The organism is Halovibrio sp. HP20-59 (assembly GCF_033052795.2).
Lineage (GTDB): Bacteria > Pseudomonadota > Gammaproteobacteria > Pseudomonadales > Halomonadaceae > Vreelandella.
Genome location: NZ_JAWJUW020000002.1, coordinates 59,641 through 79,911, shown reverse-complemented (window position 1 = coordinate 79,911; position 20,271 = coordinate 59,641). Strand labels below are relative to the sequence as shown.

The window sequence follows — 20,271 nt, the reverse complement described above, 5'->3', positions numbered from 1 at the left end:
ATGCTGGGCCAGGTAAGTGCCCAGTTCGGTAACTGCGAAACGGTCACAAGCGTTACAAGACCTTCGCCTTTAGCGCTTGGGTAATACTGAAGCGCTATGGTTCTGTAGCAGGGATTAGGAGGGTGACCCGGGATAACGAAGCACCCGCCTGATCCATGACTTGACTATGGTTCACTGCAGCAAAACGCACAATGCATCATTGGCCGCAGGCGGGGTTGTAACTCAACTACATAAACGTTGATTGGGCGCTATCGGTGTTAAAGACTTTCAGGAGGAGCATTAAATAAGCACTTTAGGGCGTAGAACGTACTCTTGATACCGCATCTAACCAGCCCTGGTAGAGTTGCTCGCGGGTGGCTTCTTCCATAGCGGGCATAAAGCTTTTTTCGCAGCGCCATAGCTGTTCAATTTCTTCCAAGGTTTGATACCAACCGAGTCGCAGCCCTGCTAAATAGGCGGCCCCCAGCGCAGTGGTTTCCAAAATAGTCGGACGGTCCACCTGGACACCCAGCATATCGGCAAGAAACTGCATTACCCAGCTGTTCTTCACCATACCACCGTCGACGCGCAGATTTCCCGGCGTGGCCTCCATATCGTCGTTCATGCAGTGCTGCAAGTCGCGGGTTTGGTAGCAAACCGCCTGCAGGCCAGCAGCGACTATCTCGGCGATGCCTGTATCGCGAGTTAACCCCAAAATAGCCCCACGGGCTTTCGGGTCCCAATGCGGGGCGCCTAAGCCGGTAAAGGCCGGCACCAGATAAACGCTATGGCCGCTACGGGTCTCTTGGGCCAAGGCTTCGGTTTCCGAGGCATCGGCAAATAGGTTAAGGCCATCGCGCAGCCACTGTACCGTCGCGCCCGCCACGAAAATACTGCCTTCCATGGCGTAGGTTGGCTTGCCGTTAAGCCGGTAGCCAATAGTGGTTAGCAAGCGATTACGCGAGAGCGACGGCGTTTCACCGGTGTTCACAATCATAAAGCAGCCGGTGCCGTAAGTGCTTTTACCCATCCCGGGTTGAAAACACGCTTGGCCAACCAGTGCCGCCTGCTGATCTCCGGCGACCCCGGCAATCGGCAGCGCGACGCCCAACCAGTGCGGTTCAGTGGTGCCAAAGTCATCGCTGGAGTCTTTCACATCGGGCATTAGATTGGCGGGTATATTAAACAGCGTCAGCAGCTCTTCATCCCACTCCTGGGTATGAATATTAAACAGCGCCGTCCGCGAAGCGTTGGTGGCGTCGGTCACGTGCTGCTGGCCACCGGTTAGCCGCCAGATTAAAAAGCTATCCACCGTGCCAAACGCCAGCTCACCCTGCTCGGCTCGCTGCCGAACGCCTTCAACATTATCCAGTATCCAGGCAAGCTTGGTGGCTGAAAAGTAGGGGTCAATCAACAGGCCCGTTTTGGCTTGAACGGTATCGGTATAGCCTTGATCGCGCAGCGACTGACACAGATCTGAAGTGCGACGATCCTGCCAAACAATGGCGTTATAGAGTGGTTTACCGGTGTTGCGGTCCCACACAATGGTGGTTTCCCGCTGATTGGTAATGCCGATACCGGCGATTTGGTCAGCGGTAATTGCCGCTTTTGCAATCACCTCTCGGCAAGTGGCGACAACGGTCTCCCAAATATCCTCAGGGTTGTGCTCTATCCAACCGTCATGAGGAAAGTGTTGGGTAAATTCACTTTGTGCAACGGCGGTCACCTGGCCTTGGCGGTTAAACAGAATCGCGCGCGAGCTGGTAGTACCTTGATCGATGGCGAGAATAAAAGAGGACATATCGAGTTCGCTTTGTTGTATTGTCTTTCGATTTTGTATACTTACTTTCGCATTTTTATCATCCAAGGCTACTCCAGGCGCTTAAAATGCTCAAGGATGAAACAACTTCATTAAGCGATGTAAAGCGCCACATCGTGTTGGGTCAGCAAACGCTGAATTGCTTCGGGCGGTTTGCGATCGGTAAATAGCGCATCCAGCTGCGCCAAATTACCTTGCCGCACCACCGGGTTACGGTGGAATTTAGAGTAGTCTGCCGCCAAAAAGATGCGCCGCGAATTAGCAATAATTGCCTGGGCAACGCGCACTTCCTGGTAGTCAAACTCCAGCAGCGAGCCATCCTCATCGATACCACTAATGCCGATAATGCCGTAATCGACTTTGAACTGATTGATAAAGTCGATAGTCGCTTCACCAATAATACCGCCATCACGGGAACGCACCTGTCCGCCAGCAACAATCACTGTGAAATCCTCTTTGCGCTGCAAAATAGCGGCAACATTAAGGTTATTAGTAATAATCTCAAGGCCTTGGTGCTTTAAAAGCGCATGCGCAATGACTTCATTGCTGGTGCCGATATTAATAAATAGTGAAGAATGATTAGGAATATACTGGGCTAGACAGTAGGCAATACGCTCTTTTTCTTCCAGGTGGAGGGTCTTGCGCGTGCTGTAGGCGGTATTCACCGTGCTTGACTCAATGCCTACCCCGCCATGTACCCGCCGCACCCGATCTTCATCGGCCAAGGTGTTCAAATCGCGGCGGATAGTTTGCGGCGTCACTTCAAAGTGTTCGGTGAGCTGTTCAATACTCATATAGCCGTGCTGACGAACCAGCTCGACAATGGCGTCCTGACGACGTTGTTGATTCATGGGCCCAGCCTGTTCTATTTTTAACGCTATCTGAACATAATCTAGCAAAATTTTCGAAATCTAATAGTTTTCTAGCACTCACCTGCCTGGTAACGCCAGCGTATTTCCGCGTTAAAGCGGCCACGACCATAAAATCATGGGGATCGCCACGACCAGTACCACAAGAGAAAGCGGCAGACCCAGCTTCCAGTAATCACCAAAGCGATACCCGCCAGGCCCCAACACCAGCGTGTTCGATTGATGCCCGATAGGGGTTAGAAAGGCACAGGAAGCGCTGACGGCCACCACCATCAAGAAAGGGTCGAGTGAGACATCGAAGCCTTCGGCTAAGCTTACTGCAATCGGTGCCATCAGCAGCGCAGCGGCGGCATTGTTGACCACGTTAGAAAGCACCATGGAAAGTAAAAACAGGCCAATCATGGTTACCACTACCGGCCAGTCACTGCCAAAACTCAGCAGCGCGTTGGCGATCAAGTCCGCCCCACCGCTGGTTTCCAATGCTTCGCCCACGGGTAGCATCGCCCCTAGCAACACGATCACTGGGCCATCAATGGCTTGATACCCTTCGCGCAGCGGCAGCACGCCAATCAGCAGCGACACCACCGCGGCAGTGCTCATGGCCACAGCGGCAGGGAGTAGATCAAACAGCATGGCCATAATCGCTAAGGCAAAGATGGCAATCGACATGGCCAGCTTGCGTGGCTGCCCAAGGTGCAAATCTCGTTTGGCTAGCGGTAGGCAGCCTAACGCGGCTAGGCTTTCCGAGATTTCGTTTTCACTGCCCTGGAGCAGCAAAACATCGCCATTTCGAAAGCGAATATCTCTCAGCCGTTGTTTTAAGCGCCCACCATCGCGGGCTACCGCCACTAAGTGGAGACCATACTGCTGGTTCAATCGCAACTCTCGCACACTACGGTTAATCATCATGGAGTCGTTGCGCACCACGGCTTCGATGAGCTGCAAACCCTCTGTATCGAGCGCTCGGCGATCTTCTTCCTCCGTTTGGCTATGCTCGCTCTCGTCGTCACTATCGCTAACCGGATGTTCGGCGTTGCCTTGTTCGTCCAACTCGGCAATTGCGCTAAGGCCCACTTTATCTTCTAACAACTGAAGTTCTTCGGGACCGGCTTCCAAAAGGAGAATATCGCCCTCTTCCAAGGCACCGTGAAAGTTATAGCCTGCACGACGATCATCATCGCGCACCACTGCCAGTACAGGGATCGTCTCTTCTAGTTCATCGCCTAGCTGCTGCAGCGTTAGCCCTTTGGCCTTCGATTCTTCACCAACCTTTAGCTCCACTAGATAGTTAGCGGTATCAAACATCTCTTCGGTAGAGGCTTGCCCGCTACGCTGGGGTGTTAATCGCCATCCAATTAGCACAATGAACGCTAACCCCGCTAACGCCACCGCCACCCCGACGGGTGAAAAACTGAACATACTAAAATTATCGCCGGTTACGCTGCCTCGGTAACTGGCAATAATAATATTGGGGGGAGTGCCAATTAACGTCGTCAGGCCCCCAAGCAAAGACCCAAACGCCAGTGGCATCAACAGTAAAGAAGGCGAGGTGTTATGCTCACGGGCTAAGCGCATGGCCACTGGTAGAAGTAACGCTAAGGCGCCTACGTTATTCATTATCCCCGACAAAACAACGACAGTTCCCACTAAGAAAAATAACTGGAGTAGCAGGTTGTCGCCTACTTTGAGCACTTGACTGGCAATAATATCGACAACGCCGGAGCGCTCAAACCCTCGGCTTAGTACCAGTACGGCGGCCACGGTAATCACCGCCGGGTGGCCGAAGCCCGTAAAGGCGTTCTCGGCAGGCACAAGCCCAAGCATGACCGACCCCAGTAACGCTGCCAATGCGACTAAATCATAGCGAAACCGACCCCAGATAAAAGCGGCGAGTGTGAGCCCAAGCACAATAAACACCAGGGTGCTGGGCGCAAGCGCCATGTCTTCGATTGCCATGCTTACATCACCTCCCTATGAATCGACGCCGCCACCTTCGTGAATGGCTCACAACACTAGCCGCTAGACAGCCGCAATGGAAACCTTCGAGATGTTAAGATTGGTACCTTAGCTCTTCGCGTGACTATTGCTTGCGTTGAAAATATTAATTGGCTCTTAGCTCAGAGGTAGCTAAATTTTGTTGATGTAATGTGATGCTTTGAAACGCAGCATTGCCTTGCCGGCGCCACTGGGAACCGACAGTGGTGCATTATGCATATGGGACTACAACAACAACCTGTGGCATAGACCACTGCTGGAGTTTTCAAGATGCCTAACGACAAGCAAAACGTAACGTCAACATCGTTAATAACCACTTCCACTACCTTGCCTTCCTCGCTGACAAGCGCTCCGTCTACCCGGCGTAATTTCCTGAAAACCGCCGCGGCAGGTTCAGCGGCCGTCGTCGCCGCCCCGTGGATAGGCAATGTCCAGGCCCAGGAAGGCATTCGAATCCGCATGCAGTCTTCCTGGCAGCCAGGTACTACGGGCTACCGTATTTTCGAGGAGTGGGCTGCCGGTGTCGCCGAGGCGACAAGTGGCGAAGTACGCATTGAGCCCTTCCCCGCCGGTGCCGTAGCGGGTGCTTTCGAAGTTGCCGATGCGGTGCGCAACGGTGTACTCGACGGTCAGAACTGGTTCACCGTCTACTGGCCCGGCAAAATGCCCGCCGGTGTGTTCCTTACCGCCTATCCAATGGGCCTGTCCGTACCTCATCAGTGGGATATGATGTTTGGCGCCTATGGCGGCTTCGGCATTGCCAAGGATCTGTACCGTAAGCAGGGCCAGGAGCTACTCGGCTACGTTCACCACGACCTTAACCTGATCCACTCCAAGATTCCGCTACGCAGTTTTGACGACTTTAAAGGCGTTAAAATCCGCATGCCCGGGGGCATTGTGGCGGAAACCTTCGCCTCTATCGGTGCGCAGACGACTCTGCTTCCGGGGTCCGAAGTCTATCCAGCGCTCGAGAAAGGTACCATCGACGCGGCCGACTACACAGGCGCTGCCGTCAACTTCGAGTTAGGCTTCTGGCAGGTCGCCGACTACATCATCATGGGGCCGCCTTCGACGCCTTGTCTGCACCAAGCTGTCGACTTGATGGATATTTCCGTCAACCGGCGCGTGTTCGAGCGCATGTCGCCCCAGACCCAGGATCTGATGCACGACCTAGTGGCCGCCTACTCCCGCGAGCACTATGCGGCGATCCAGAAGGCCAACGCTGAAGCTTGGCCCAAGTACCGTGAAAAAGGCGTGGAGATCATCCACCTTACCGAAAACGATGCCAGCCGCTTCCGTGATGCCGCCATCCCGCTGTGGTTCAAGTGGGCCAACAAGGATCCTGACGCTGCTCGCCTGTTTAGAGCTCACCTCAACACCATGATGGATCCTGCAGTGGGACTGATCACCGACGAAGACATCCAGGGCTACGAGCTTAACGCCTGATGCTCAACGTCTGACTAATTTGCTCAACAATAGCGGATGTTGCGATCGACATCGCAACATCCGATTTGGCTAGAGTAATCACTTTTTGTTCCGCATCCCGTCAGCTTGATGATCCGGAACCATCGCCAGGAGGCGATGGTGTCACGGAGGAGTGCCCATGAATCTTGATATCGAATTCGTTCTCCCACATTGGCTTTACTGGTCGGTGTTGCTGCTTTTGCCACTGGTGGTGATGTTTTTCGTCGATCGCAGTTTCCGGCGTGGCGCTACCATCGACGGCGGGGAAATTGCCGAAGTGCCCCCCGGCGAAGAGGTCGAGGTCGCTTACCTGCCACCTGGCAACTTATTTACAACCATTGTCGACCGCCTTTCAGGCTTTTCCGGCCGCTACGTGGCGTACTGGGCGCTGGTTGCGCCTTTCATCTTCGCCTACGAAGTGCTTGTACGCTATGCCTTCAACTCGCCGACTAACTGGGCACACGAGTCGATGACGTTGATGTTCGGCATGCAGTATCTGATTGCGGGGGCTTATGCGCTTCGCGAAGGGGGACATGTCCGCGTCGACATTCTGTACAGTCGGGCCAAGCCACTTAACAGAGCGGCACTGGACATTTTCACCTCAATATTCTTCTTTATCTTTACCCTCGCGTTGCTTTCGACCGGCTGGACGTTTTTCTCACAGTCGGTGAGCGACGCGTACTTCTTTGGCTCTAGCTATTCCAACGAGACCTCTTTCACCGAATGGGCCATCCAGTTCTATCCGGTGAAGTTCATGCTCTTCTTTGGCGCGCTACTATTGCTGCTACAGGGGTTTGGTCAACTGATTCGGGACATCCAGGCGTACCGTTACCACTGGCGCCTGCATGAAGGTAGTCGAACCTTCGCCCGCGCGATGCTGATCATCGCCGTCTTCCTTGCTGCCTGGCTAACGTTTGAGATTGCCAATATCGCAGTCACCGACTACGAGAGTTTAGCCGGTAGCATTTCGGGTAGTCTTAGCTCAGTCGGTATCGGCGCACTGACCCTAGTGATGTTTGGCACTCTGATGGTGGTGCTGGTGGCGGGTCTGCCACTAGCCTTTGTTACCGGGGGCCTGGGGGTCATATTCCTCTATACGGTCGGCGACCAGGCGATGCTCAACCTGATGCCGTCGCGCATCTTCCCGATGATGACCAACTACCAGCTCTCGGCCATACCGCTGTTCATTTTCATGGCCTCGGTGCTGGAAAAAGCCGGGATTATCGAAGAGCTGTTCGACGTCGTTTATAAGTGGATGGGCGGCCTCAAGGCCGGACTGGCCATCGCCACGGTGATTGCATCCACGCTGCTCGCCGCCATGGTCGGTGTGATTGGTGCGGCGGTGGTCACCATGGGCCTGATCGCCCTACCGGCGATGCTCAAACGCAACTACGACCCGGAAATTGCCATTGGCTCGATCATGGCCGGCGGCACCCTGGGCATTCTTATCCCGCCCTCGATCCTGGCGATCATCTACGGCGTTATCGCTCAGCAATCGGTGGGTGAGCTCTACCTCGGCTCGCTGATTCCTGGTTTACTGCTGGCCTTCATGTACGGCTTCTACTGCTGGATGCGCGGCACCCTGAACATCAAGATGGCCCCGCCGATGCCAGTGGAAGACCGGGTCGACATGAAGGAGAAGCTACGCCTGCTGCGCAACATGCTGGCGCCCATTGTGCTGGTGATACTGGTACTTGGCATCATCTTCACCGGCATCGCCACCCCGGTGGAAGCGGCGGGTATCGGCACCTTTGGTGCCCTGGTGGTAGCGGCCATGCACAAGCGTCTGACCTGGCCCAACCTGCACGCGGCCTGCATGACCACGCTGGTCGCCTCGGCGATGGTGATGTGGATTATCTTCGGCGCCAGCATCTTCGTCGGCTTCTATATCCTGCAGGGCGGCCAGACGTTCGTACAGGAACTGATCTCCGGCGCGGGCCTTGGCCCCTATGCGGTGCTGTTGCTGATGATGGTATTGCTGGTGGCGCTGGGGATGTTCCTCGACTGGGTGGGCATCTTGCTGCTGGCGGTGCCGATCTTTGTTCCGCTGATCAAGGGAATGACCTTTGACGGCGTGCTTGGATTACCCGGTGTAGACCCGACTGATGTATCGCTGTGGTTCGGCGTTATCTATCTGGTCAATATGCAAATGTCGTTTCTCAGTCCGCCGTTCGGCTATGCGCTGTTCTATATCAAGGGGGTCTGCCCGCCGCATATCACCATGGCGCAGATATTTCGTTCATCCTTCCCGTTCCTGGGCATCCAGGCGCTGGGGCTACTGCTGGTGATACTCTTCCCAGCGTTGGTCACTTGGCTGCCTAACCTGGCCTACGGCTAGCCAGACACCTCATCATGCATAACGTGTAACACCCTCGCCTAGCGAGGGTGTTTTTCGATTTGACTAAGCAATGCATTAGGACAACATTTTCTTTTGAGACCCTGGGTCGAGAATAGCGGCCTATCGATTGGCGCTCGGATACTTCATGGTTTTAATATGGACGAACCCGTCGTCTTGCGGTTTTGAAGCGCATCCTGAGCTTTGCCCGCTTCCGCCAGCGGGTAACGATGGGCGATATCGACTTTGATCTTGCCGCTTTCTATCATGGCGAAGAATTCTTCGCACATCGCTTCTAGACGCTGGCGGGTGTCGGCGTAACCGTTCAGGCTGGGGCGAGTCACGTAGAGCGAGCCCTTCTTGTTAAGAATACCGATATTAACGCCTTCTACCGGGCCAGAGGCGTTGCCAAAACTCACCATTAACGCGCGGGGTTTTAAGCAGTCTAGCGATGTTTCCCAAGTATCTTTACCCACCGAATCGTAGACCACATCACACATCTCGCCGTTGGTGAGCTCGCGCACGCGCTCAACTACGTTTTCTTCGCTGTAGTTGATAGTCGCCCAGGCGCCGTTAGCCATGGCAAGATCAGCTTTCGCTTGTGAGCTAACCGTACCAATCAGCTTAACGCCTAATGATTTTGCCCATTGGCAGGCAATCGAACCGACGCCACCGGCAGCGGCGTGAAATAGAATGGTTTCGCCACCTTTAAGCCCAAAAGTTTGGCGCAGCAGATACTGCACGGTAAGGCCTTTGAGCATACTTGCCGCCGCCGTTTCAAAGTCGATGGCGTCGGGTAATTTCACCACCTTGGCAGCGGGCAGCGTGTGCATTTGCGCATAGGCGCCTAACGGGCCCTGCGCATAGGCCACACGATCACCTACGTTTAAGTGGGTGACACCTTCGCCCACGGCATCGACCAGACCGGCGCCTTCGGTACCCAGGCCAGAAGGCATGGAAGGTGCCGGATAAAGACCGGTACGGAAATAAATATCAATAAAATTAAGGCCTACGGCCTTGTTGGCAATACGTACCTCGCCCTGGCCGGGGTCAGCAGGGGTAACATCGGCCAATTCCAGCACTTCAGCACCACCGGTACGGGCAAATTGCATGCGTTGAGACATTAAAGGCTCCTTATCGCTTATTGAGGCAGTTTTTGAGATCGTTTGTGGAGACAGGTTATTCAGTATCATCAAGCAATGCTATCCAACAGCGTCGCGGCGTTTATATCAAGCTGGCAGGCAAGCGGATTTTTGCGCCCGCTTCATTGCAAGCGGTGTTTGTTGTAAGAAGCGATGCCTGTTGCAAAAAATATTTAAGCGCAGCAGCACGAAAGCACTGAAACCCAGTTGTCATACCCCCATGCTAAAATTTAGCTTTGTTTAACGTCTAAGGCTTAGAGAATTGTCATGACGCATCCCGCCATTCAAGTCCCTGCAGTGATTGCCCATCGCGGCTACTCCGTAGCCGCCCCCGAAAACACTCTGGCGGCAGTGCGCGCCGCCCATCAGGCCGGGGCTACATGGGTAGAGCTGGATGTGCAGCTTCTCGGCGACGGCACGCCCGTGATTTGGCACGATGCCAGTGTCACACGCTGCTCCAGTGGCCGGGGTAATCTACGTGATTTAAGCTGGGAAAAGGCACGAATCCTGGATGCAGGCAGCTGGTTTGGCGATCACTTTGCGGGCGAAAAAATGGCCAGCCTTGAGGCCATGATCAGCTTACTCAACGAGCTGGAAATGGGCGTCAATATGGAATTCAAGGTTAACCGAGGCCGCGACCCGATTGCCCTGGTTGATCGCGCTCTACCCGAAATGCTCGACACCTTGCCGCCTGAACGCTTAATCATCTCGTCTTTCAATGCCAGCGCGCTGAGCCACTGCCGTCAGTTCGCCAGCCGTGAGCGGTTGGCGCTGGGCCTGCTGTTCGGCAGTATCCCCAAAACTTGGCGCGCGCAGTGCGAAGCTATTGAGGCTTTCAGCGTGCACGCCGACTGGTCACGCTTAAAACGCCCCCAAGCTGCTGCGATACAGCGTGATGGCTACCACTTAATGTGCTATACCGCCAATGACCCCAGCGCCTTTCACAACCGCTGGGCGTGGGGCATTTCCAGTGTCATTACCGACGAGCCCGCCGCTTTTAAGCGCTATTTAGATAGCCACTCATAATGACGGAGTCTAGCGTGAAGTATTTGGGAGCCCACGTAAGCGCCGCTGGTGGTGCAGACCAAGCTGTTCAACGCGCGGTGGAAATCGGGGCTGATGCTTTCGCCCTGTTTACTAAAAATCAGCGCCAATGGCAGGGAAAACCGCTAACCGATGAAGCTATTCAAGCGTTTCTCGACGCCTGCGCCGAACACAATTTTGCGCCTGAGCAGATTCTACCTCACGACAGCTACCTGATTAATCTTGGCCATCCAGAGCAGAAAGGCCTAGATAAATCCCGTGTCGCCTTTTTAGATGAAATGCAGCGCTGCGAGCAACTCGGGCTGACCTTGCTAAATTTTCACCCCGGCAGCCACTTAAATAAAATTAGCGAAGATGACTGTTTAAAGCGCATTGCTGAATCCGTTAATGAAGCGATATCGCATACCAAAAATGTTACCGCAGTGATTGAAAACACCGCTGGGCAAGGCACTAACCTGGGTTGGCGCTTCGAGCATTTAGCTGAAATCATTGACCACGTGGATGATAAAAGTCGTGTAGGCGTATGTATTGATACCTGCCACGCCTTTGCGGCTGGCTATGATTTGCGCAGCGCAGAGACCACCCAAGCAACACTGGATGAACTCGGCAGCGTGGTGGGCTTTGAGTACCTGCGCGGCATGCACTTAAACGACGCGAAGAGCAACTTTGCCAGCCGTGTAGACCGCCACCACAGCCTGGGTAAAGGCAACATCGGCCTACCCGCTTTCACTACTATCATGCAAGACGCACGCATTAACGGTATTCCGATGATACTGGAGACAGTCGAGCCCGAGATATGGGCTGAGGAGATTAGTTGGCTTCGCGCTCAGGCACACGCCGTTCAAGGTAAATAATTCGACTCGTGGTTTTTTGCACGTAGGGCGATGCTTGCCTACTCTTAAGCTCCTTATACCCAAGCCTCAGCCTACATAAGGAGTGTGTAATGAGCGATACCGATCTCGGCAATTTGGACGCCCAGACGTTAGCTCGTTTGTTTACGCGCAGAGAAGCTTCTCCGCTAGAAGTGACCCGCGCGGCCCTTGGGCGGATTGAGCGCTTCAACCCAGACGTTAACGCTTATGTGCATATCGACGCTGAAGGCGCAGAGTCAGCGGCGAAAGCCTCGGCCCGGCGCTGGGGGCAAGGCAACCCGCTAAGCCCTATTGATGGGGTTCCGGTATCGCTCAAGGACCTAACCCAGGTAGCCGGCATGCCTTGCCGCGAAGGGTCGCTAACCTCTTCTGAAGCGTTGTGCGACACTGATGCGCCACCCGCACGCATGCTGCGCGAAGCGGGCGCTATCATTCTCGGTAAAACCAACACGCCCGAATTTGGCTGGAAAGCGGTCACTGATAACCGAGTCTTTGGCGCCACGGCCAACCCCTGGGATACGCGGTTAACTCCCGGCGGCTCTTCCGGCGGGGCCGCCGCCGCAGCCGCGCTTAATATGGGGGTACTGCACCAGGGTGGCGACTCAGGCGGTTCCATACGCATCCCCGCCGCGTTTACCGGTGTATTTGGCTTTAAGCCCACCTATGGCTGGGTACCCCAATGGCCGCCCGCCAAAGAACCCAGCCTTTCACACTTGGGGCCTTTGACTCGCACCGTGCGCGATGCCGTCAGCATGCTAAACGTGATAGGTCGCTACGATTACCGTGACCCCTACGCCACCCGCGGGCAGCCTGATTGCTGGGGAGTGGATTTAGATAAAGGCTTAACCGGCTTAAAGATTGGCTACTCTGCAGACCTTGGCTATGCCAAAGTGGACCCGCAAATTGCCGAACGCGTGCGGGAGGCGGCCGATAAGTTAGAGGCGTTAGGGGCAGAAATAGTTGAAGTCAATCCAGGCTTTTCGTCACCCATCGAAATATTTCGCAAGCTGTGGTTTACCGCCTCTCTAGAGCAGTGGTCACAAATGGATCAGCATCAGCGCACCCTATTAGATCCTGGCATGGTGGCCAATGCCCGTGCAGCGGAGCCCTGGAAAGCCGTTGATTTATTCCGTGCCTTGACCGATCGTGCGGAATTAACGCTGGGTCTGGAACATTTCAATCAAACATATCATTTGTTAATGACGCCGTCGGTGTCGATATCGCCGTTTGAAATCAATCAGGAAGTTCCTCCCGGTAGTGACATGCAGGATTGGGAAGAATGGGCGCCCTTCAGCTACCCCTTTAATCTCAGCCAGCAACCCGCCGCGTCGGTGCCTTGTGGGTTTACCGACAATGGCTTGCCGGTAGGCTTTCAGTTGGCCGGCGGTAAGTTTGATGATGTGCGTGTTCTGCGCGTCTGCCACGCCTACATGGAAGCGCATCCACCGCGCTTTCCCAGCGTCCCTAACCCTGCCCAGTATGCTTAACCCAGTCTTCTTAAAATTAGTCTGGGCATGAAAAAACCCAGCGGGGCTTGACGCCCCCGGCTGGGTTTTCGTATGCGGTTATACGCGCATAGCGCGGTTAGCTTTTAACGCTCCATGATGAACATTAACGTTACATCGCCGACAGCTTTTCTTCGTCCAATACGCCCGACATACGCACCATCGCAAGCGCTTCATCTAAGCTGCCCACTTCTTCGATCATTAGCAGTTCGGTTGCTAAACTGACTGGCTGTCCGGCTTTTTCAGATAGCAGTCTTTCCAGGGAAGCCACATCCGTCGCGTTGTCTAAATGATGGACATCGACTGAGGCGCTACTTCGGCTCGGCAGGTAAATGGTGCCATTAGAAAAATCGACGGCATAGGCAATCACCCCCGGAACGATAAAGAACAGCAACCCTACGCCGTTAGCGATGGCAACAACCGGGTCAATATCACCGCTTAACTGGCCTTTGCGTTCAGGATAAAAAAGCGTACCGCAACCACTTAATGACACAACGGAAACGCCAACTACGGCGCCTGTCAACCAGCGACGAACTGCTTGATGCATGAAGATTTCCTCAATCGAAAAGACGTAACAGTAATCGGTATACAACATTGTGAGATAGTGATTTTTTGCCGACTAACGCAGCTTAATTTTTCATTAGTTTAGCACAACCGGCCAGAAGTATAGGCGATGCAACGTTACGGCATATTTTGCCGCTTTAACCACTAAGCCGTACAATGCGCATATTCAACGCTAACGGGGCATGTGCTCAGGTACGATGCCCTACTATTACGCACTAAGGAATGCTCACGCCCATGCGCGCCAGCCAATTATTGATTGCCACTTTAAAAGAAACTCCGGCCGACGCTGAGGTCATCAGCCATCAGCTGATGCTACGCGCAGGCATGATTCGTCGCTTAACATCGGGCCTTTATACGTGGCTGCCCCTTGGCCTGCGCACGCTTCGTAAAGTAGAAGCCATTGTGCGCGAAGAGATGGACCGCGCAGGCGCTCAAGAAGTCTTGATGCCCGCCGTTCAGCCCGCTGAGCTTTGGCAGGAGTCTGGCCGTTGGGAGCAGTATGGCCCGGAGCTTTTACGCCTCAAGGATCGCCACGACCGCGACTACTGCGTCGGGCCTACCCACGAAGAAGTGATCACCGATCTGGTGCGTAAAGAGATTGCCAGCTACAAGCAGCTGCCAATGAACTTCTATCAGATTCAAACCAAGTTCCGCGACGAGATTCGTCCGCGCTTTGGGGTGATGCGCTCGCGCGAGTTCATCATGAAAGACGCCTACTCCTTTCACCTTGATGAAGCCTCGCTGAAACAGACCTACCAGGATATGTACGACGCCTACACACGCATTTTCACCCGTTTAGGCCTCGACTTTCGCCCCGTTATCGCTGACAACGGCGCCATCGGTGGCACCGGCTCCCACGAATTCCACGTACTCGCGGCGTCAGGCGAAGACGATATCGTGTTCTCCACTTCCTCCGACTACGCGGCCAACATGGAGAAAGCCGAAGCCATGCCCGCGCCACTCGGTAGCCAACCGACGCGGGCCGAACCCAGCGAAGAACTGCGCCTGGTCGACACCCCCGACACGAAAACCATCGCGACACTGGTTAAACAATTCAATCTTCCGATTGAGAAAACCATCAAAACGTTGATGGTACACGCCGCCGAGGGCGGGCTAATCGCGCTATTGATTCGCGGTGACCATGAATTGAATGAAGTTAAAGCAGAAAACCTGGCCGCCGTCGCCGCACCGCTGACCATGGCGAGCGAAGAAGAGATTCGCGCCGCAGTAGGTGCCGGCCCTGGCTCGCTGGGCCCTGTAGGCCTAAAAATGCCGATTATCATTGATCATAGCGTAGCGCTCATCAGCGACTTCGGCGCCGGTGCCAATGTCGATGATAAACACTATTTCGGCATTAACTGGGAGCGTGACGCCCCCCTGCCCGACGTTGCTGACCTGCGTAATGTGGTAGAGGGCGATCCATCTCCAGATGGCCAAGGCACACTCTCAATTAAACGCGGCATAGAAGTGGGACACGTTTTCCAGCTCGGCCAAAAGTACTCCCAGGCAATGAACGCCAACGTACTCGGCGACAACGGCAAAACAAGCCACCCCTGGATGGGCTGCTACGGTATCGGCGTGACCCGCGTGGTCGCCGCGGCCATTGAACAAAACCACGATGAATCCGGCATTATTTGGCCTAACGCGATCGCGCCATTCCAAGTAGCGCTAGTGCCCATGAACGCGCACAAATCGCAGCGTGTTCGCGAAGAATCAGAGCGTCTCTACCAAGCGCTTAGCGCCGCGGGTTTAGATGTATTACTGGATGATCGTGATATCCGCCCGGGAGTTAAATTTGCCGACCTTGAGCTGATGGGCATTCCTCACCGCTTGGTGATTGGCGACCGCGGCCTGGATAACGCTGAATTAGAATATAAGGGTCGCCGCGATAGCGAAGCCACCATGGTACCTGCGGATCAAATCATCGACTTTTTGCGTGAGAAGGCTAGCTAAAGCAGTAACGCTTGGCGGAGTATTGCTGAGCGGCGCAGGGGTAGGGGTTGGGATAATGGCGTCAGGCACGGTCGTTGCTCAGCCACTACCCCAAACCCTGCGGCCTACGCTTGAGTCTGCCAATCAGAACCATCAAACAACCCAGCAGCAGCGGGCTAGCCGGCAGTGGCGTGCGCGTATGGACGCGCCCCTGGCGAGTTTTATCAATGATCCCGATCAGCGCCAAATGCTATTAACTCGGGTCTATCAAGAGGCCCGACTGGCGGGCTTGCCGCCGGAATTAGTTTTAGCGCTGATTCAAGTCGAAAGCGCCTTCAAAGCCGATGCTATTTCGTCGGCGGGCGCAGTGGGGCTGATGCAAATTATGCCTTTCTGGGTGAGCGAGCTAGGCCTGCCAATGGACGATTTGACCCACCCGCCGCGCAATCTGCGCTATGGCTGCACGATTTTGGCGCACTACCTGGCCATTGAGAATGGCGACTTTACCCGTGCCCTAGCGCGCTACAATGGCAGTTTGGGTGAAACCTGGTACCCGGAACGAGTCATGCATGCCTGGAGGGATACGTGGCGTTAGCCTAAAAAGCTACCCTTCAATCGCCTACTGTTAAATTTCGCGACCACCTTTTCAACGCTGTTTTTGCATTTTTTTACATTTGTGAGAGTGTGCCGTTAAGACAATTGGATGACTTTTCTGCATACTCGTAAACTCTTAATTCATTAATTTTCTCGCTATCGATAGGGTCACTAATGCTAAAACAACAACACCGTCCTATCAGTAGCCTTACCCGTGTGTGCCACGCGCTATTATTGATGCTGCTAAGTACTTCAGCGCACGCCGCCCAGGTCACAGTTACCAGCGCCGCCGGGCTGCCACTTGAAAAGGCAGTGGTAGAGGTCTATTACGACACCGCTGCCGCGACGCAGTTATCGCCTGAAAACAATATTTATCAACGCGATGCCGCCTTCCACCCAACCGTGCTGACGGTACCCACTGGCAGCGACGTGGCCTTCCCCAATCAAGACAATACACGCCATCACGTTTATTCGTTTTCACCGGCCAAGACCTTTGATTTAAACCTCTACCTACGCGAAACACCGCCGCCGGTGCGTTTTGGCCAAGCAGGCGTTGTTGTGTTGGGGTGCAATATCCATGACCACATGCGGGCGTTTATTGTCGTGAGTGATGCCCCTTACGCGGCAACCACCAACGCCCAGGGCGAACTTGCGTTACCCCCATTACCCGCCGGCCAGCACCGCGTTCGTGTTTGGCATTCTGGCGTTGATGATAGCCATCAAGTCTGGTGGGAGGGCACCATCAGCCAAAGCGACTTATTGGAAGTAACCTTGGAGCTAAACGCATTACCACCCCCGGCGCCAACCGTGTCGCCCCTTCAGCAGCGCTTTAAAGATGCCACCTAAGCGCTACCCGGTATTGACGTGATGCTGCGCCACTTGATGAGGTTGCAATGCGCTTTCGAACACGCCTAATGATCGTTCTTCTGACGGTGGTGATCGTCTCGCAGCTTGCCACCGGGATCGCTTTTTTACGCGCTACGCAAAATGACGTGTTGGCCAAGGGCTCCCAGCGTTTAGAAGTCGGTGCCCGAGTCTTGACCCAGCTATTGGAAACCCGCGGCGAACAGCTGCGCGATAACGTCGCCATTCTGGCTGATGATTTTGGCTTTAAAAGCGCCGTCTCGACGCAAGATACCGACACGCTGTATTCGGTACTGGCTAACCATGGTGACCGCACCGATGCCGATATCGTGCTCCTTAATAACCTTGAAGGACGCATTCTAGCCAGCAGCCATCACGCGCAAGACAGCGCAATGCCTTTTCCAGAGCTTTTCGAGCGTGCCCGCCAAGAGGGCTCGGCCGTCGGCGTTGTGATTGCCGACGGCCAGCCTTACGAATTTGTGATGCTGCCCGTCCGTGCGCCCAACTTAATCGGCTGGGTGGGCATGGGGTTTTTAATTGACGAAGCGGTAACCGCTGAAATAAATGCACTCACCGGGCTGGATATCAGCGTGGTTAACTACCGCGATAACGGTGAAATCAGCTACCTGGCCAGCTCGCAAAATGAACAGCTGGCAACACGCCTGCTAAGCGGCAACGGCAATGCCTTAATGGAGACTGCTGTCTCACCGAGCAGCCAGATGACCCCTGATGACGAGTACCTTTCCTTTGCCAGCCTACTGTATGCCGATGCAGCCAATCACACCTATGCACTGCTGCAGCTTTCACGCCGTGAACTCTTAGGAGCTTACCGCTCATTGCAGTGGCAATTGCTGGGCATTGTCGCGCTGATTTTGCTGTTTACCATCGCGGTAGCTATGTGGAGTGCCCGCAGCATGAGTAAGCCATTGATGGTACTCGCCAACGCTGCTCAGCGTATTGGCAAAGGCGAACGCATTCACACCTTGCCAGTGGACGCAGAGCGCAGCGAAACTGGCTTGCTTGCCTCCACGCTGCTGTCTATGCAGGAAGGTATTGCCCAGCGTGAAGCTGTTCTGCAGCATCAATCACGGCATGATTTGTTAACTGACCTTCCCAACCGGTTTAGCGCGCAGGAGGACATTAGCCAATTAATTTTGCGTGATGAGCCGTTTACCCTACTACGCTTGGCCGTCAATAATTTCCGCGATATCAATGACACTTTTGGCTATGCGCTTGGCGACCATATGCTGGTAACGCTTGCCAAACGTTTGCAGCAGTTGCCTGGCCCTGAGAGCAAAGCCTACCGGCTGGACGGCGATGAACTGCTACTGCTGATCAAACAACCGAGTAGCGATTTTGCTTGGCGTGCCCGCGCGTTTACTACGCTACAAACCCCCATCGATCTCGACAAATCGCCGATCACGCCGTTTATTTCTACCGGTGAAAGTAACTATCCTGACCATGGCGATAGCCCGCAATTACTGCTTCGACGTGCTGACATTGCTCTGGATATAGCACGCCGCCAACGCCATCCCCACCAGCGCTATATAGAGGGTCAAGACGAGCGCCATCTGCGCCAGCTGATGCTGATTCGTGACTTGCAGGAAGCAGTGAGCAACGCTGAGCTATGGATGGCGTATCAGCCTAAGGTGGACACCCACACCGGCCTAGTTTGCCAGTTTGAGGCGCTAATGCGTTGGCGACATCCCTCCCTAGGCTTCGTACCGCCCGATGAATTTATCGAACTTGCCGAACGTTCAGGCAATATCCGTATGCTTAGCCAATGGATGTTAACCCACGTCTGCGAACAGCTACATGCTTGGCAGCGCCGTGGTTACAACGTGTCAGTCGCGGTAAACCTATCAGCCAGCGATGTCACAGACCGCCAGTTAGTGACTCATCTCTCAAGCCTACTCGAACGCTATCAGCTCACTCCCGACCAACTGAGCTTAGAAGTGACCGAGAGTGCGGTAATGCAAGACGTCGATGTGGCCAAAGCCACATTGCTAGAACTCAATCAGTTAGGCCTACGTATCGCGATTGACGATTACGGCACCGGTCACTCGTCCTTGGCGCAAATGAAACGCCTACCGGTCGATGAACTGAAAATCGATAAATCCTTTGTGCTTGCGATCGACTCTCAACACGATGATGCCACCATCGTCCGATCGACAATTGATATGGGCCATAGCCTGGGCCTGAAGTTAGTCGCCGAAGGAGTTGAAAACCACGCCAGTGCCATACTGCTAAGCCAGCTCGGCTGTGACTATCTGCAAGGCTATTGGATCGCCAAACCGATGCCAAGTGAGGCGGTCCCCGCCTGGCTGGATAGCTTTTCGCCGCTTGATTTACCGCATCCCCAAACGGCCGCGCTTACCACCGCCCAGAGAACGCCATGACGTTATGCCAACCCTGCTTATTGCCCGCCGGGGCTTTGCCCTCGTTAATCCCGCGTGTTCGTTACCTCCTGGCCGCCTGCCTTGCGGTAACGCTACTCGTCAATGCGCCCCCCTCGCTTGCCGGTAGTCGGATTTTAGCCACCGGCGCCGTCACTGCTATCGAAGGGGCCGCAGGTGGCGGGCTATCCCCCTGGGCGGTACTCTCAAGCACCGCTAGCGATCAGGAGATAGGCGTAACGGCTGCCGCAACCCGCGCGTGGGTAGATGATTATCGGCTCACCGTAACAGGCGCCAGCATCAATCTTTATGATCGTACTGAGCTCTCTGTAGCCCGCCAAACGCTTGATTTAGAGACATTAGGTGGCGAGTTAGGCCAAGATATTTACGCCGCCAAAATACGTTTATTCGGCGATGTCCTTTATCATCCTTGGGGCATTGTCAGTGTTGGCTTACAGCACAAGCGGCTAGTCGATGGCGCTATACCTACTGCCCTGGGTGCTGATGAGACACGCGGCACCGATGTGTACCTTAGCGCCAGCAAACTGCTTTTCAGTGCCGTGGCTGGGCGCAATGTGCTGCTCAACGCCACCTTGCGTAATACCGATGCCAACCAGGGCGGCCTGCTCGGCTTTGGTGGTGACCAGGGCGATCGCACGTGGGTAGCAGAAGGCAGCGTCGGCATTTTTATCACCCCACGGTGGATAGTAGGCGCCGAGTATCGTCAAAAACCCGACAATCTCAGCGTGGCCAAAGAGGATGACTGGCAAAGCTTCTACAGCGCCTACTTCTTCAATAAGCACCTATCCCTGACGGGTGCCTGGTTGGATTTGGGCGACATCGCTGGCTTGCCATCGCAGCATGGTGGGTATCTTTCACTTCAGGCAGCTTTTTAAG

At 54.6% G+C, this 20,271-nt stretch carries 15 protein-coding genes; 10 read left to right on the top strand and 5 right to left on the bottom strand.

Going from position 1 to position 20,271, the window contains the following annotated elements:
- Positions 1 to 292: 292 nt before the first annotated feature.
- The 3 genes from glpK to RZA33_RS02525 form a co-directional block, all read right to left on the bottom strand.
- Positions 293 to 1,780 carry a glycerol kinase GlpK gene (gene glpK / locus RZA33_RS02535; protein WP_317506280.1) on the bottom strand — a complete coding sequence of 496 codons (1,488 nt, stop codon included), beginning with the start codon at positions 1,778 to 1,780 and terminating at the stop codon, positions 293 to 295.
- A 110-nt stretch (positions 1,781 to 1,890) separates the two neighbouring features.
- Positions 1,891 to 2,649 (bottom strand): DeoR/GlpR family transcriptional regulator, encoded by a 759-nt coding sequence (locus tag RZA33_RS02530; protein ID WP_317506279.1) that lies wholly within the window; start codon positions 2,647 to 2,649, stop codon positions 1,891 to 1,893.
- Positions 2,650 to 2,760: 111 nt separating this feature from the next.
- A complete protein-coding gene (locus tag RZA33_RS02525) occupies positions 2,761 to 4,623 on the bottom strand; it encodes an SLC13 family permease (RefSeq protein WP_317506278.1) in 1,863 nt (620 codons plus the stop codon).
- Positions 4,624 to 4,932: 309 nt separating this feature from the next.
- Here RZA33_RS02525 and dctP point away from each other — a divergent pair, with 309 nt between their 5' ends.
- Both dctP and RZA33_RS02515 read left to right on the top strand, forming a co-directional pair.
- On the top strand, positions 4,933 to 6,108 hold the full coding sequence (dctP, locus tag RZA33_RS02520; protein WP_317506277.1) for a TRAP transporter substrate-binding protein DctP: 1,176 nt from the start codon (positions 4,933 to 4,935) through the stop codon (positions 6,106 to 6,108).
- Between the two features lie 157 nt (positions 6,109 to 6,265).
- Entirely contained in the window at positions 6,266 to 8,464 is a 2,199-nt protein-coding gene (locus RZA33_RS02515; RefSeq protein ID WP_317506276.1) for a TRAP transporter large permease subunit, read from the top strand.
- A gap of 143 nt (positions 8,465 to 8,607) precedes the next feature.
- On the opposite strand, the gene RZA33_RS02510 is transcribed toward RZA33_RS02515, so the two are convergent.
- Complete coding sequence (locus RZA33_RS02510; protein ID WP_317506275.1) at positions 8,608 to 9,585, bottom strand: NADPH:quinone reductase; 978 nt, start codon at positions 9,583 to 9,585, stop codon at positions 8,608 to 8,610.
- A 285-nt stretch (positions 9,586 to 9,870) separates the two neighbouring features.
- On the opposite strand from RZA33_RS02510, the gene RZA33_RS02505 reads away from it, so the two are divergent.
- From RZA33_RS02505 to RZA33_RS02495, 3 genes are all read left to right on the top strand, one after another.
- Entirely contained in the window at positions 9,871 to 10,629 is a 759-nt protein-coding gene (locus tag RZA33_RS02505; protein ID WP_317506274.1) for a glycerophosphodiester phosphodiesterase family protein, read from the top strand.
- Positions 10,630 to 10,643: 14 nt separating this feature from the next.
- Positions 10,644 to 11,501, top strand: coding sequence for a deoxyribonuclease IV (gene nfo / locus RZA33_RS02500; protein WP_317506273.1), 858 nt, complete (start codon positions 10,644 to 10,646; stop codon positions 11,499 to 11,501).
- An 89-nt stretch (positions 11,502 to 11,590) separates the two neighbouring features.
- On the top strand, positions 11,591 to 13,006 hold the full coding sequence (locus RZA33_RS02495; RefSeq protein WP_317506272.1) for an amidase: 1,416 nt from the start codon (positions 11,591 to 11,593) through the stop codon (positions 13,004 to 13,006).
- Positions 13,007 to 13,136: 130 nt separating this feature from the next.
- On the opposite strand, the gene RZA33_RS02490 is transcribed toward RZA33_RS02495, so the two are convergent.
- Positions 13,137 to 13,571 carry a hypothetical protein gene (locus RZA33_RS02490; RefSeq protein ID WP_317506271.1) on the bottom strand — a complete coding sequence of 145 codons (435 nt, stop codon included), beginning with the start codon at positions 13,569 to 13,571 and terminating at the stop codon, positions 13,137 to 13,139.
- A 251-nt stretch (positions 13,572 to 13,822) separates the two neighbouring features.
- Between RZA33_RS02490 and RZA33_RS02485 the strand changes: the two genes are divergently transcribed.
- The 5 genes from RZA33_RS02485 to RZA33_RS02465 all read left to right on the top strand — a co-directional run bounded on the left by RZA33_RS02485 (position 13,823) and on the right by RZA33_RS02465 (position 20,270).
- Positions 13,823 to 15,541 (top strand): proline--tRNA ligase, encoded by a 1,719-nt coding sequence (locus tag RZA33_RS02485; protein WP_317506270.1) that lies wholly within the window; start codon positions 13,823 to 13,825, stop codon positions 15,539 to 15,541.
- Between the two features lie 55 nt (positions 15,542 to 15,596).
- Entirely contained in the window at positions 15,597 to 16,115 is a 519-nt protein-coding gene (locus tag RZA33_RS02480) for a transglycosylase SLT domain-containing protein (RefSeq protein WP_317506269.1), read from the top strand.
- 173 nt (positions 16,116 to 16,288) lie between these two features.
- Positions 16,289 to 16,960, top strand: a complete 672-nt coding sequence (locus RZA33_RS02475) for a Cupredoxin (protein ID WP_317506268.1) — start codon at positions 16,289 to 16,291, stop codon at positions 16,958 to 16,960.
- Positions 16,961 to 17,007: 47 nt separating this feature from the next.
- Positions 17,008 to 19,377 carry a putative bifunctional diguanylate cyclase/phosphodiesterase gene (locus tag RZA33_RS02470; RefSeq protein ID WP_317506267.1) on the top strand — a complete coding sequence of 790 codons (2,370 nt, stop codon included), beginning with the start codon at positions 17,008 to 17,010 and terminating at the stop codon, positions 19,375 to 19,377.
- On the top strand, positions 19,374 to 20,270 hold the full coding sequence (locus tag RZA33_RS02465; RefSeq protein ID WP_317506266.1) for a DUF3034 family protein: 897 nt from the start codon (positions 19,374 to 19,376) through the stop codon (positions 20,268 to 20,270). The genes RZA33_RS02470 and RZA33_RS02465 overlap by 4 nt, the downstream gene beginning before the upstream one ends.
- The last annotated feature ends 1 nt before the right edge of the window (position 20,271 follow it).

Coding starts and splice junctions, on each gene's coding strand:
- RZA33_RS02510 (WP_317506275.1), bottom strand. CDS start 9,585: ATGTCTCAACGCATGCAATTTGCCCGTACCGGTGGTGCTGAAGTGCTG.
- RZA33_RS02505 (WP_317506274.1), top strand. CDS start 9,871: ATGACGCATCCCGCCATTCAAGTCCCTGCAGTGATTGCCCATCGCGGC.
- RZA33_RS02530 (WP_317506279.1), bottom strand. CDS start 2,649: ATGAATCAACAACGTCGTCAGGACGCCATTGTCGAGCTGGTTCGTCAG.
- RZA33_RS02475 (WP_317506268.1), top strand. CDS start 16,289: ATGCTAAAACAACAACACCGTCCTATCAGTAGCCTTACCCGTGTGTGC.
- RZA33_RS02480 (WP_317506269.1), top strand. CDS start 15,597: ATGGCGTCAGGCACGGTCGTTGCTCAGCCACTACCCCAAACCCTGCGG.
- RZA33_RS02485 (WP_317506270.1), top strand. CDS start 13,823: ATGCGCGCCAGCCAATTATTGATTGCCACTTTAAAAGAAACTCCGGCC.
- RZA33_RS02470 (WP_317506267.1), top strand. CDS start 17,008: ATGCGCTTTCGAACACGCCTAATGATCGTTCTTCTGACGGTGGTGATC.
- RZA33_RS02515 (WP_317506276.1), top strand. CDS start 6,266: ATGAATCTTGATATCGAATTCGTTCTCCCACATTGGCTTTACTGGTCG.
- RZA33_RS02525 (WP_317506278.1), bottom strand. CDS start 4,623: ATGGCAATCGAAGACATGGCGCTTGCGCCCAGCACCCTGGTGTTTATT.
- dctP (WP_317506277.1), top strand. CDS start 4,933: ATGCCTAACGACAAGCAAAACGTAACGTCAACATCGTTAATAACCACT.
- RZA33_RS02490 (WP_317506271.1), bottom strand. CDS start 13,571: ATGCATCAAGCAGTTCGTCGCTGGTTGACAGGCGCCGTAGTTGGCGTT.
- glpK (WP_317506280.1), bottom strand. CDS start 1,780: ATGTCCTCTTTTATTCTCGCCATCGATCAAGGTACTACCAGCTCGCGC.
- RZA33_RS02465 (WP_317506266.1), top strand. CDS start 19,374: ATGACGTTATGCCAACCCTGCTTATTGCCCGCCGGGGCTTTGCCCTCG.
- RZA33_RS02495 (WP_317506272.1), top strand. CDS start 11,591: ATGAGCGATACCGATCTCGGCAATTTGGACGCCCAGACGTTAGCTCGT.